This window comes from Bacillus sp. 196mf, from assembly GCF_003217275.1.
GTDB lineage: Bacteria > Bacillota > Bacilli > Bacillales > Bacillaceae_G > Bacillus_A > Bacillus_A thuringiensis_S.
The window spans coordinates 94,911-107,589 of the sequence record NZ_QJTG01000011.1; the positions used below are offsets into that span (position 1 = coordinate 94,911).

Genomic DNA, 12,679 nt, shown 5'->3' on the forward strand with positions numbered 1-12,679 from the left:
ATGTATAAAACTTCCGAATTGCTTAATAAGTTAATAGTGTAATAGGGAATGTTCCCTGTTAAAAGGAGGAACACAATGGAATACGTAATTGAGATGAATAACATTACGAAAGTATTCCCAGGCATTGTAGCGAATGATGATATTACGCTGCAAGTAAAGCAGGGTGAGATACATGCTTTACTTGGAGAAAATGGTGCAGGGAAATCCACATTGATGAATGTACTATTTGGTTTGTACCAACCAGAACAAGGTGAAATTAAAATTAAAGGAAAGTCTGTAAACATTACCAATCCGAATGTGGCAAATGACCTTGGTATTGGAATGGTTCATCAGCACTTTATGCTTGTTCATAATTTTACAGTTACAGAAAATATTATTCTCGGAAATGAACCGAAGAAAAAAGGGAAAATTGCTGTTGAGGAAGCTGCTAAAGAAATTCAAAAACTGTCTGAACAATACGGTTTAGCTGTAGATCCATATGCGAAAATACAGGATATTTCAGTTGGTATGCAACAGCGTGTTGAGATATTAAAAACTCTTTACCGCGGTGCAGAAATTTTAATATTTGATGAACCGACAGCTGTGTTAACACCGCAAGAAATTCATGAGCTAATTCAAATTATGAAAAAGCTTGTGCAAGAAGGAAAATCTATTGTTCTTATTACACATAAGTTGAAAGAAATTATGGAAGTTTGCGATCGTTGTACGATTATTCGTAAAGGAAAAGGAATTGGAACGGTTGACGTTGCAAATACGGATGAAAATAAACTTGCAGAATTAATGGTCGGACGTCAAGTGAATTTTAAAACAGAAAAAATAGACGCGAAACCAAAAGAAGAGGTACTTTCAATTGCAAACCTTGTTGTTCACGATGCACGTCAACTACCTGCTGTAAAAGGCCTTGACTTAACTGTTCGTGCGGGGGAAATTGTTGGGATTGCAGGGATTGATGGAAACGGACAAAGTGAATTAATAGAAGCAATTACTGGTTTACGAAAAGTTGAGTCAGGTTCTATTGCAATTAAAGGGAAAGAAATAACAAATTGGCCTGTTAGAAGAATAACAGAAGAAGGAATTGGTCATATTCCAGAAGATCGTCATAAACACGGACTCGTCCTTGATTTTTCTGTTAGAGATAATATAGTTCTGCAAACGTACTATAAGAATCCGTTTTCAAAGAAAGGGATTTTAAATTTCAGCAAAATTACAGAAAAAGCAAAGGCTCTTATTGAACAGTTTGATGTACGTACACCTAGTGAGCAAACGTTAGCACGCGCTCTATCTGGGGGAAATCAACAAAAAGCAATTATTGCACGTGAAGTAGACCGTGATCCGGATTTATTAATCGCAGCACAGCCAACACGTGGTTTAGATGTAGGAGCAATTGAATTTATTCATAAGAGATTAATAGAGCAAAGGGATAAAGGGAAAGGTGTATTACTTTTATCACTAGAGTTAGATGAAATCTTAAATGTTAGCGATCGAATTGCTGTTATTTATGAAGGGAAAATTGTAGCAATAGTTGATGCGAAAGAAACGAATGAACAACAGCTTGGATTGTTAATGGCTGGAGGAACAAAGAAGGAGCAGGTGGGTACAAATGGCTAAAAAACTTTTAACAGAACGAACGATAAATATTTTAGTCCCAGTACTATCCGTTATTTTTGGCTTACTTGTCGGAGCGATTGTAATGCTAGTTAGTGGTTATGATCCAATTGTGGGTTATAGTGCACTTTGGACAGGGATGTTCGGCAGCGCAAGTGCGATTGGTGAAACGCTTCGTACAATGATACCGCTTATTCTTGCTGGTTTATCAGTGGCGTTTGCATTTCGTACAGGTTTATTTAATATCGGGGTAGAGGGGCAATTGCTAGTTGGTTGGCTTGCAGCGGTTTGGTTCGGTTATGCAGTTTCACTACCAGCTTTCCTTCATATTCCATTATCTATTTTATTCGCAGCATTGGTAGGAGGAATTTGGGGCTTCATTCCTGGATATTTAAAAGGAAAGTTTCAAGTTAATGAGGTTATTGTAACAATTATGATGAACTATATCGCATTATATGTAACATATGACATCATTAAGCGCTTTTTACATGAAGGTAATGATAAAACGTATGACATTAAAGAGAGTGCATCACTATCTTCAGACTGGCTTGCTTCTATTACTGATGGTTCGCGTCTTCACTGGGGAATTATTGTAGCAATATTAATTGCTATTTTAATGTGGTTCTTATTAGATCGAACAACTTTAGGCTACGAATTAAAGTCGGTAGGATTTAATCAGCATGCTTCTCAATATGCAGGTATGAAAGTTTCTCGTAATGTAGTATTCTCCATGACAATTGCTGGTGCATTTGCGGGGATTGGTGGAGCGATGGAAGGATTAGGAACATTCCAGAGTATGACAGCGATGTCTTCGTTTACAGGAGTAGGATTTGATGGGATTGCTGTAGCATTACTTGGAGGGAATAATCCGTTTGGGATAATCCTTTCAGCTTTATTATTTGGTGGTTTGAAAAGTGCTTCCCCTCAAATGAACTTTGAGGCAGATGTACCATCAGAGCTTATTAATGTAATTATTGCATGTATCATCTTCTTTGTTGCATGTAGTTATGTGTTAAGATGGGCGCTTACACGCATGAGCAAGGAGGGGAAATAAATGAGCTTTTTAGATATATTAGCCATTCTTGTGACGGGTACGTTATATACATCGGCACCTATCATTTTCACAGCACTAGGTGGTGTATTTAGTGAACGATCGGGTGTTGTAAATATCGGATTAGAAGGACTAATGCTATTTGGTGCATTTATTGGAGTTGTTACAAACTTATTAATGGGTGATACTTGGGGAACGATGACTCCGTGGATTGCGTTATTATTTGCGGCAATTGGTAGTGGATTATTTGCATTACTTCATGCGGTAGCTTCTATTACATTCCGAGCAGATCAAGTTGTAAGTGGTGTAGCAATTAACTTCTTATCTCTTGGTTTAACGGTATTTGCAATTAAGAAGATTTTTGATAAAGGGCAGACTGACTTTATTCAGTATCGTATTGAAAAGATTGATATTCCAGGCCTTTCGGATATTCCGGTTTTAGGGAAAATATTTTTCTCGAACGTACCAATAACGTCGTATATTGCCATTATTTTAGCATTCGTTGTTTGGTATGTTATTTATAAAACACCGTTCGGTCTTCGTCTACGTGCTGTTGGTGAACACCCAATGGCAGCGGATACGATGGGGATTAACGTATATAAAATGCGCTATATTGGAGTCTGTATTTCAGGAGTGTTTGCTGGAATTGGTGGAGCGATTTTTGCAATGTCAATTTCTAATAACTTCTCAGGGGCAACTATTACAGGACAAGGTTTCTTAGCTTTAGCTGCTATGATTTTTGGAAAGTGGAATCCACTAGGCGCACTAGGTGCAGCTCTATTCTTTGGTTTTGCACAATCTCTTAGTGTAACGGGCGGAACAATTCCTGTATTAGATCAAATTCCAAGTGTTTTATTAACGATATTACCATATGTATTCACAATATTAGCGCTTGTTGGTTTTGTGGGTCGTTCTGAAGCTCCGAAAGCATTAGGAACTCCTTATGAAAAAGGAAAACGATAAGTATTTTATAAGTATAAAAAAGCTCGCACATTAGTGTGGGCTTTTTTACATAGAATATATTTAATACGGAATTTTACTATGTTCCTTACATATTAAAGTTTTTAGAAAGAATCATATGTAAGCATAATAAGGGAGAAAAGTTGATTTTTTATTTCTAAAAACTGTATATTGAAGAGGAATATTCCTATATACGTAAAGGAGGGCTATAAATGAAACTAATGGAACAACAACTACATGAGTTAGGTGGTTTGCGCGTACATATTATTCCGACTGATAAATATAAAACGAATACCTTTGTATTTCGTTTTAAAGCGCCTTTAAATGAGGAGACGGTGACAGAGCGTGCCCTATTGCCATACGTATTGCAAAGTGCGACAGAAAAATTACCTTCTGTAATTCGTCTTCGTCAATATTTAGAAGAATTATACGGGTCTTCTTTAGCAGTAGATGTAAGTAAAAAAGGGGAAGACCATATTATCTCCATTTATGTAGACATTGCAAATGAAGTATATTTACATGATGCACCACCGTTATTTGAAAAAGCGCTTTCTATGTTGTCGGATATTGTGTTACATCCAGCGACGGAGGGGAACGGTTTCCTACCTTCTATCGTAGAAAGTGAAAAAAGAGCACTGTTACAGAGAATTGAAGCTACTTATGACGATAAAATGCGTTATGCAAACGAGCGTTTAATTGAAGAAATGTGCAAAGTAGAACCGTATCGTTTAAGTGCAAATGGAAAAAAAGAGAGTGTTGCTTCTATTACAAATGAAAGTCTGTATCAATATTATCAAAAGGTGTTAGCGGAAGATGAGATGGATCTATATATTATTGGTGATATTTCAGAAAACGCCGTTGATCTTGTAAGTAAGTATTTTTCTATTTCAGCTCGTCCAGTGAGAGAAAGAAATGTACTCCTTCATAGACGAAATAATGAAGAAAAAGAAGTTGTTGAAAAACAAGAATTAAAACAAAGTAAATTACACATCGGTTATCGTACATTTGTCACATATAAAGATGAAGATTATTTTGCATTGCAATTGTTCAATGGATTGTTTGGTGGTTTTTCTCATTCGAAGTTATTCGTAAATGTGCGTGAAAAAAATAGTTTAGCGTACTATGCAGCATCGCGCTTTGAAAGTCATAAAGGTTTATTATTTGTTATGTCAGGAATTGAAGCGAAAAATTATGAAAAAGCAGTTGAGATTATTAAAGAACAAATGCTTGCGATGCAAAACGGAGAGTTTTCTGAAGAAGAAATACATCAAACAAAAAGTGTCATCCAAAATCAAATATTAGAGGCGATTGATACACCGCGTGGATTTGTAGAAATGCTATATCATGGTATTATTTCAGATCGTACACGTCCAGTTAAAGAATGGCTTACAGGTATAGAAAGTGTTACAAAAGAAGAAATTGTAAAAGTTGCTAAAAATATTGAACTAGATACAATTTACTTTTTACAAGGAACGGAGGGAGAGTAAATGGAGAAAATTATTTATGAGCAATTAAAAGAAACACTCTATTATGAAAAACTTCCTAATGGATTAGATGTATATGTTTTACCGAAACAAGGATTTAATAAAACATTTGCGACGTTTACAACGAAATATGGTTCAGTAGATAATACATTTGTACCATTAGGGAAAGAAGAAATGATTCGTGTACCTGATGGGATTGCACATTTTCTTGAGCATAAATTATTTGAAAAAGAAGATCACGATGCTTTCCAATTGTTTAGTAAACAAGGAGCATCGGCAAATGCTTTTACATCCTTCACACGAACAGCTTACCTTTTTTCATGTACTTCAAACGTAGAACAAAATTTAAATACATTACTAAACTTTGTGCAAGAGCCTTATTTCTCTGAAAAAACAGTTGAAAAAGAGAAGGGGATTATTGGGCAAGAAATTCAAATGTATCAAGATAACCCAGATTGGCGTTTGTACTTTGGGTTAATTGATAGCTTGTTTGTAAAACACCCAATTAAAATTGATATTGCAGGGACAATCGAATCTATTAGTAAAATTACGAAAGATTTATTATATGAATGTTATGAAACATTTTATCATCCGAGCAATATGTTATTATTTGTTGTGGGTGCAATTGATCCAGAGAAAACAATGGATTTAGTACGTGAAAATCAAGCAAAAAAAGATTATAAAAACCAGCCAGAAATTGTGCGTTCATTTGAAGAGGAACCAAATGAGGTAAATGAAAAGAAAAAAATTATTTCAATGCCTGTGCAAACACCGAAATGTTTAGTTGGTATTAAAGCGACTAATTTAAAAGAAAAAGGGCAAGCGCTTTTAAAACAAGAAATTGCGCTTACGTTACTTTTAGATTATTTATTTGGAAAAAGTTCTGTTCATTACGAAGCTTTATATAATGAAGGGCTTATTGATGATTCATTCTCGTATGACTATACAGAAGAAAATAACTTCGGTTTTGCAATGGTTGGCGGTGATACGAAACAACCTGATGAATTGGCAGATCGTTTAAAAGATATTTTATTAAAAACAGATTATGATCAATTAGATGCGGCGGCATTAGAACGAGTGAAGAAAAAGAAAATTGGTGGTTTTTTACGCTCGTTGAATTCACCAGAATATATTGCAAATCAATTTACACGATATGCGTTTAATGAATCTAGTCTATTTGATGCATTGACTGTATTAGAAGGGCTAACCGTTCAAGACTTACAAGAAGTAGCAAAATTATTGTTATCAGAAGAAAAAATGAGTGTTTGTCAGGTGTTACCGAAAAAATAACATTTTAAAGATACCCTCATCTTATCATTGAAAAATTGTAAGATGAGGGTATTATTTAGTTGTGTGAAAAGTGAACTTGTAGAGATAAGAGAGGGAATTTATGAAAAAGTATGCGTTAGTAACTGGAGGGAGCGGAGGGATTGGCTCTGCTATTTCGAAACAATTAATTCAAGATGGATATACAGTTTATGTTCATTACAATAACAGTGAAGGAAAGGTATTGGAATTGCAGAAAGCATGGGGGGAAGTTATCCCTGTGCAAGCGAATTTGGCTTCTAGTGATGGAGCAGAGCAATTGTGGAGACAAATTGAACATCCTATTGATGTTATTGTATATGCAGCTGGGAAGAGTATTTTTGGACTAGTAACAGATGTAACAAACGATGAATTGGATTATATGGTAGAACTTCAAGTGAAGAACGTATATAAATTACTTTCAATGGCACTTCCGCCTATGATTGGGAGGAGAAGTGGTAATATTGTAATTGTTTCATCTATATGGGGACAAATAGGGGCTTCTTGTGAAGTGCTTTATTCAATGGTAAAAGGGGCGCAAAATTCATATGTGAAAGCTTTGGCGAAAGAAGTGTCTTTAAGTGGATTACGTGTGAATGCGGTAGCACCAGGAGCAATTGAAACGGAAATGTTAAGTGTTTTTTCTGAAGAAGATAAAATGGGAATTGCTGAAGATATACCATTAGGTAGAATAGGGTTACCAGAAGAAGTAGCAAAAACAGTTGCATTCCTCGTATCACCAGGAGCATCTTACATAACTGGACAAATCATCGGAGTGAATGGTGGTTGGCACTGCTAAAAATTTCTTACATAAAAAATGAATAGTTGCACAAATTAAGCATGATTTTATTACTCAATAGTGAGGTGCTTAATTATGTCAGTATTAGATAATTTTGATCAGTGGAAGAGCTTTTTAGGAGATCGTTTAGAGCAAGCGCAAGGAAAAGGTTTAGACGGCGGTGCGGTATCAGATATGGCATTTCGTGTTGGCGACTACCTTGCTAATGAAGTAGAAGGACGCAATGACCAAGAGAAATTATTAGCTGAGCTTTGGAAAGTTGCTGATGAACAGGAGCAACATACCATTGCAAACTTAATGGTTAAGTTTGTACAACATAAGTAAAAGTAGAGAGGAGATTCTCCTCTCTACTTTTTTTGTATAATAATTACACAGGATAGATTATACATTTAGCTTCCCTATTAAGGTGAAATCATATAATATAGTACGTAGGTGTAAAGTAAGCAAGGGGAGTGATCTTGGATGATTGAATGGTATTTTGAATATGAAATACATAAAAACCGACCTGGCTTGCTTGGTGACGTTTCTTCGTTAATCGGTATGCTCGGCATTAATATTGTCACAATTAATGGTGTAGATAATGCACGACGTGGGTTACTTCTTATGTGTGATAATCAAGAGCAAATCTCTAGACTTGAATCAATTTTAAATACGATGGATAACATAACGGTAACGAAATATCGTCCGCCCAAGCTAAGAGATAAGCTAGCGGTTAGGCATGGTAGGTACATACAACGAGATGCAGATGATAAGAAAACATTTCGATTTGTGCGTGATGAATTAGGCTTACTTGTAGACTTTATGGCAGAAATTATGAAAAAAGAAGGCCATAAACTAATTGGGATACGCGGAATGCCTCGTGTCGGAAAAACAGAATCCATTGTTGCTGCAAGTGTTTGTGCAAATAAAAGGTGGTTATTTGTATCATCTACTCTTATTAAGCAAACTGTTCGCAGTCAATTAATTGAAGATGAGTATAGCGATGACAATATTTTCATCCTAGATGGAATTGTGTCAACGAAGCGTGCTAACGAAAGACATTGGCAGCTCGTTCGTGAAATTATGAGATTGCCTGCAACGAAAGTTGTGGAACATCCTGATGTATTTGTGAGTCAGTCAGAATACACATTGGATGATTTTGATTATATTATCGAGTTGCGTAACGATTATGATGAAGAAATTCAATATAATTTAGTAGATGAAATTGAGCAAGGTACGCAAAATAATTTCTCTATGTTTGACTTTTAAAGAAATATTGAGGTGTTAGTAGTGACGGAATTGGGACAAAAGCTGAAAGAAGCAAGAGAAGCGAAAGGCTTGACTATTGATCAGCTGCATGAGATTACAAAAATTCAAAAACGCCACTTAGTGGCAATTGAAGAAGGCAATTATGATGTATTGCCAGGAGCTTTTTATGCGCGTGCATTCATTAAACAATACGCAGATGCGGTTGGATTAAATGGAGAGGAACTGCTTGTAGAACATCAGAGTACGATACCACAATCTGAGAAGCGTGAAGTTCCACAAGTATCAACGGGACAAAAAACACAAGAAACAATGCAAAAATCTTCATCATGGCCAATTGCAGATCACATGCCGAAAATCTTAGTTGCGTTGTTAGTAATCGCAGTTGGAGTGGTAATCTGGTTTGTGTTTCAAGCGTTAACTGGAAAAGATGATGAAAAAGTTCCGAGTGCTCAAAGTGAGAAAATTGAAGTTCAAAAAGCAAAAGATTCTCCGTTAGATACGAAGAAAGATGAAGCGAAAGCGGAAGAACCAAAAAAAGAGGAACCAAAGAAAGAAGAACCAAAGAAAGAAGAGCAACCAGCACCACCAACGGGACAGCAAGAAGTGAAAGTAGTTGGAACAACTGGTAAGGTATCTACTTTGGAAATTCATAATAATAAAACGTTAGAATTGGAAATCATAGCGAAGGGTACAAGCTATGTAGATGTTAAAGATGATGCGGGTAACGAAATTTTAAACACTACAGTACAAGGTGGTCAAACAGAAAAACGTGATGTATCAACATTAAAAGAAGTACGACTTAATATTGGAAATGCAACGAATGTTGAAGTTAAACTGAATGGCCAAGTGGTTGCTTTCCCATTGGACCCAGAAAAAGAACTTCACCAAAGATTGGTGATAAAAAACCAAGGGATAGGGCAACCTGCACAATAACAGTCATCGCTTCGATGACTTTTTTCAATGAACAAATGTTTTTGATATGATGGAGGAATAGCTGTGAATTTACCAAATAAAATTACAATATCTAGAATCTTCTTAATTCCAATTTTCATGGTAATTATGTTAGCGCCCTTTAATTGGGGTTCATACACAATTGGTGATGTTGATTTACCAATTCAACATTTAGTGGGGGCACTTATCTTTATCGTTGCTTCAGCTACAGATTGGATTGATGGACATTACGCAAGGAAGTATAATCTTGTAACGAACTTAGGAAAGTTTCTTGATCCGTTAGCTGATAAATTACTGGTTTCAGCAGCACTTATTACATTGGTAGAGATGCGATATGTACCGGCTTGGATTGTTATTGTAATTATCAGTCGTGAGTTTGCTGTAACAGGTTTACGTCTTGTACTTGCTGGAACAGGGGAAGTAGTTGCGGCAAATCAGCTAGGGAAAATTAAGACATGGACACAAATTATTGCGATTGCAGCATATTTATTACACGATGTACCTTTAAATTTAATCCATATTCCAGTTGCGGATATCTTCATATGGATTGCATTAATCTTTACTGTTATTTCAGGATGGGATTATTTCTGGAAAAATAGAGCTGCTTTTGTAAACTCAAAATAGAAGTTTATGGGGGAATTGGGATGAATGCTGAGATTATTGCGGTTGGAACTGAATTATTACTTGGACAAATTGCAAATACAAATGCCCAGTTTTTATCTGAAAAGTTGGCTTCAATTGGAATTAACGTGTACTATCATACTGTTGTTGGTGATAATAATAAGCGACTGCAAAAGGCGATTGAAGCTGCGGAAGAACGTGCTGATATCCTTATTTTTACAGGTGGATTAGGACCGACAAAAGATGATTTAACGAAAGAAACGATAGCGACTAGTTTAGATGAAAAGCTTGTGTATGATGAAAAGGCATTAGACTTAATAAGTAATTACTTTAAGCGTACAGGCCGTGAATTTACGGAGAATAATAAAAAGCAAGCGCTCGTTTTAAATGGAGCAACAGTATTTGCAAATGACCACGGTATGGCGCCGGGTATGGGGGTAAATAAGAACGGAAAAGTTTATATTTTATTACCAGGGCCGCCAAAAGAAATGAAACCAATGTATGTAAGTTACGTAGAGCCTTTTTTACGTAATTTTACAACAGGAGAAAACATTTATTCACGTGTGCTTCGTTTCTTCGGTATTGGGGAGTCCCAATTAGAGGTGAAAGTTCAAGATTTAATTGATGGACAAACAAACCCAACAATTGCCCCGCTAGCAAATGATGGAGAAGTGACATTACGTTTAACCGCTAAGCATCAAAATGTTAGCGAAGCGGAGAAACTAATTCAACATGTGGAAGATTTGATTTTAGAAAGAGTAGGAGAATTTTTCTACGGATATGACCAAGAATTTTTGCATTATAAGGCAATCGAGTTATTGAAGAGAAAAGGGTTAACTTTAGCATGTGCAGAAAGTTTAACAGGTGGTCTTTTTGGAAATCAAGTAACTGAAAATGCTGGTGTTTCTTCTGTATTTAAGGGCGGTGTCATTTGTTATCATAATGATGTGAAGCAACATGTTTTACGTGTGCCTGAAGAAGTGTTGCATACTGATGGTGCAGTTAGTAAGGAATGTGCTCGTTATCTTGCTGAAAATGTTAAGGATTTATTAAAAGCGGATATCGGAATTAGTTTCACTGGGGTAGCAGGGCCAGATGCTTCAGAACAGAAAGAGCCAGGAACAGTATTTGTTGGATTAGCGATTAAAGGTGAACAAACTGCAGTCTTTCCTCTTAATTTAAGTGGAAGTCGTCAACAAATTAGAGAACGATCAGCAAAATATGGATTTTATCATTTATATAAAAAGCTAGAAGAGATATAAGTTTCTTCTAGCTTTTTTTATAGTTAAATTCCGTATTTGTGTGATGGAAAATAAAAAAATCGAATAAATGTTCGATTTTTGTTGGCAAATTGAATTGAAAATAGGTATAATAAGATTAGCAATTCAGTTAAGGAGGAATTTTGAATGAGTGATCGTCAAGCGGCATTAGATATGGCGTTAAAACAAATAGAGAAGCAATTCGGTAAAGGTTCAATTATGAAATTAGGAGAACAAGCGGAACGTAGAATTTCTACAATTTCAAGTGGTTCTTTAGCACTTGATGTGGCGCTAGGGGTAGGCGGATACCCACGTGGCCGTATTATCGAAATTTACGGACCTGAAAGTTCAGGTAAAACGACAGTTTCATTACATGCAATTGCAGAAGTACAACGTCAAGGTGGACAAGCAGCATTCATCGATGCGGAGCACGCAATGGATCCTGTATATGCACAAAAATTAGGCGTTAACATAGATGAATTACTATTATCACAGCCTGATACAGGGGAGCAAGGATTAGAAATCGCAGAAGCACTTGTACGAAGTGGTGCGGTTGACATTATCGTAATTGACTCTGTAGCAGCTCTTGTACCGAAAGCAGAGATTGAAGGAGACATGGGTGACTCACACGTAGGTTTACAAGCACGTTTAATGTCACAAGCACTTCGTAAGCTTTCAGGAGCAATCAACAAATCAAAAACAATTGCAATCTTTATTAACCAAATTCGTGAAAAAGTTGGGGTTATGTTCGGAAACCCAGAAACAACTCCAGGTGGTCGTGCGTTGAAATTCTATTCAACTGTCCGTCTTGAAGTGCGTCGTGCGGAGCAATTAAAGCAAGGTAACGACATCGTTGGTAATAAAACAAAAGTAAAAGTAGTGAAAAATAAAGTAGCGCCACCATTCCGTGTTGCTGAAGTTGATATTATGTACGGAGAAGGTATTTCAAGAGAAGGTGAAATCTTGGATATGGCTTCTGAGCTTGATATCGTTCAAAAGAGCGGTGCTTGGTATTCTTATAATGAAGAACGTTTAGGACAAGGTCGTGAAAATTCGAAGCAATTCTTAAAAGAGAATACGGACTTAAGAGAGGAAATTGCCTTCTTTGTTCGTGATCATCACGGAATTGGTGAAGATTCTGGTGTGGAAGACACGGAAGATTCAACTCTTCAAGATTAAAAAATAAAAGACACGGGTCCCGTGTCTTTTATTTTTTTACCTTCTATTAAAGGGGTATCTATCGTAGTGGTTAAAATATTTTTTTGACTCAAATGGGATGTGTAAAGAGGAATATTCATATGTTTTAAGGGAATAAAATGGTATTTACTAAGGTTTTCCAGGATAATAAGCTATCAATTTTTTAAATTCAGATAACATTCAGGACTGAAGGTAAAGA

General features: G+C 36.1%; 12 protein-coding genes. All 12 read left to right on the plus strand.

Features of this window, described 5'->3' with window-relative positions:
* The first annotated feature begins 75 nt into the window (after positions 1–75).
* Positions 76–1,608, plus strand: coding sequence for an ABC transporter ATP-binding protein (locus tag ATL10_RS16845; RefSeq protein WP_000456925.1), 1,533 nt, complete (start codon positions 76–78; stop codon positions 1,606–1,608).
* The gene (locus ATL10_RS16850; RefSeq protein ID WP_001085255.1) at positions 1,601–2,659 is read left to right on the plus strand and encodes an ABC transporter permease; all 1,059 of its coding nucleotides are present in this window, start codon (positions 1,601–1,603) and stop codon (positions 2,657–2,659) included. The genes ATL10_RS16845 and ATL10_RS16850 overlap by 8 nt, the downstream gene beginning before the upstream one ends.
* Entirely contained in the window at positions 2,660–3,619 is a 960-nt protein-coding gene (locus ATL10_RS16855) for an ABC transporter permease (RefSeq protein ID WP_000008857.1), read from the plus strand.
* 209 nt (positions 3,620–3,828) lie between these two features.
* The gene (yfmF, locus tag ATL10_RS16860) at positions 3,829–5,103 is read left to right on the plus strand and encodes an EF-P 5-aminopentanol modification-associated protein YfmF (RefSeq protein WP_086388052.1); all 1,275 of its coding nucleotides are present in this window, start codon (positions 3,829–3,831) and stop codon (positions 5,101–5,103) included.
* A complete protein-coding gene (gene yfmH, locus ATL10_RS16865; RefSeq protein ID WP_000411277.1) occupies positions 5,104–6,390 on the plus strand; it encodes an EF-P 5-aminopentanol modification-associated protein YfmH in 1,287 nt (428 codons plus the stop codon).
* Positions 6,391–6,490: 100 nt separating this feature from the next.
* A complete protein-coding gene (gene ymfI / locus ATL10_RS16870; RefSeq protein ID WP_000759626.1) occupies positions 6,491–7,204 on the plus strand; it encodes an elongation factor P 5-aminopentanone reductase in 714 nt (237 codons plus the stop codon).
* 75 nt (positions 7,205–7,279) lie between these two features.
* A complete protein-coding gene (locus ATL10_RS16875) occupies positions 7,280–7,528 on the plus strand; it encodes a DUF3243 domain-containing protein (protein WP_000114444.1) in 249 nt (82 codons plus the stop codon).
* A gap of 138 nt (positions 7,529–7,666) precedes the next feature.
* Positions 7,667–8,452 carry a DUF3388 domain-containing protein gene (locus ATL10_RS16880; protein ID WP_000574107.1) on the plus strand — a complete coding sequence of 262 codons (786 nt, stop codon included), beginning with the start codon at positions 7,667–7,669 and terminating at the stop codon, positions 8,450–8,452.
* A gap of 21 nt (positions 8,453–8,473) precedes the next feature.
* Positions 8,474–9,385, plus strand: coding sequence for a helix-turn-helix domain-containing protein (locus ATL10_RS16885; protein WP_000137474.1), 912 nt, complete (start codon positions 8,474–8,476; stop codon positions 9,383–9,385).
* 63 nt (positions 9,386–9,448) lie between these two features.
* The gene (gene pgsA, locus ATL10_RS16890; protein ID WP_001052977.1) at positions 9,449–10,027 is read left to right on the plus strand and encodes a CDP-diacylglycerol--glycerol-3-phosphate 3-phosphatidyltransferase; all 579 of its coding nucleotides are present in this window, start codon (positions 9,449–9,451) and stop codon (positions 10,025–10,027) included.
* 20 nt (positions 10,028–10,047) lie between these two features.
* Entirely contained in the window at positions 10,048–11,286 is a 1,239-nt protein-coding gene (locus tag ATL10_RS16895) for a competence/damage-inducible protein A (RefSeq protein WP_065229238.1), read from the plus strand.
* Between the two features lie 144 nt (positions 11,287–11,430).
* Positions 11,431–12,462, plus strand: coding sequence for a recombinase RecA (gene recA, locus ATL10_RS16900; protein ID WP_001283854.1), 1,032 nt, complete (start codon positions 11,431–11,433; stop codon positions 12,460–12,462).
* Positions 12,463–12,679: the final 217 nt, after the last annotated feature.

What these genes read in the sequence shown, in the direction of transcription:
- ATL10_RS16855 (WP_000008857.1), top strand. Translation starts at nt 2,660, where the DNA reads ATGAGCTTTTTAGATATATTAGCCATTCTTGTGACGGGTACGTTATAT.
- ATL10_RS16875 (WP_000114444.1), top strand. Translation starts at nt 7,280, where the DNA reads ATGTCAGTATTAGATAATTTTGATCAGTGGAAGAGCTTTTTAGGAGAT.
- ymfI (WP_000759626.1), top strand. Translation starts at nt 6,491, where the DNA reads ATGAAAAAGTATGCGTTAGTAACTGGAGGGAGCGGAGGGATTGGCTCT.
- ATL10_RS16845 (WP_000456925.1), top strand. Translation starts at nt 76, where the DNA reads ATGGAATACGTAATTGAGATGAATAACATTACGAAAGTATTCCCAGGC.
- ATL10_RS16880 (WP_000574107.1), top strand. Translation starts at nt 7,667, where the DNA reads ATGATTGAATGGTATTTTGAATATGAAATACATAAAAACCGACCTGGC.
- yfmH (WP_000411277.1), top strand. Translation starts at nt 5,104, where the DNA reads ATGGAGAAAATTATTTATGAGCAATTAAAAGAAACACTCTATTATGAA.
- yfmF (WP_086388052.1), top strand. Translation starts at nt 3,829, where the DNA reads ATGAAACTAATGGAACAACAACTACATGAGTTAGGTGGTTTGCGCGTA.
- recA (WP_001283854.1), top strand. Translation starts at nt 11,431, where the DNA reads ATGAGTGATCGTCAAGCGGCATTAGATATGGCGTTAAAACAAATAGAG.
- ATL10_RS16895 (WP_065229238.1), top strand. Translation starts at nt 10,048, where the DNA reads ATGAATGCTGAGATTATTGCGGTTGGAACTGAATTATTACTTGGACAA.
- ATL10_RS16850 (WP_001085255.1), top strand. Translation starts at nt 1,601, where the DNA reads ATGGCTAAAAAACTTTTAACAGAACGAACGATAAATATTTTAGTCCCA.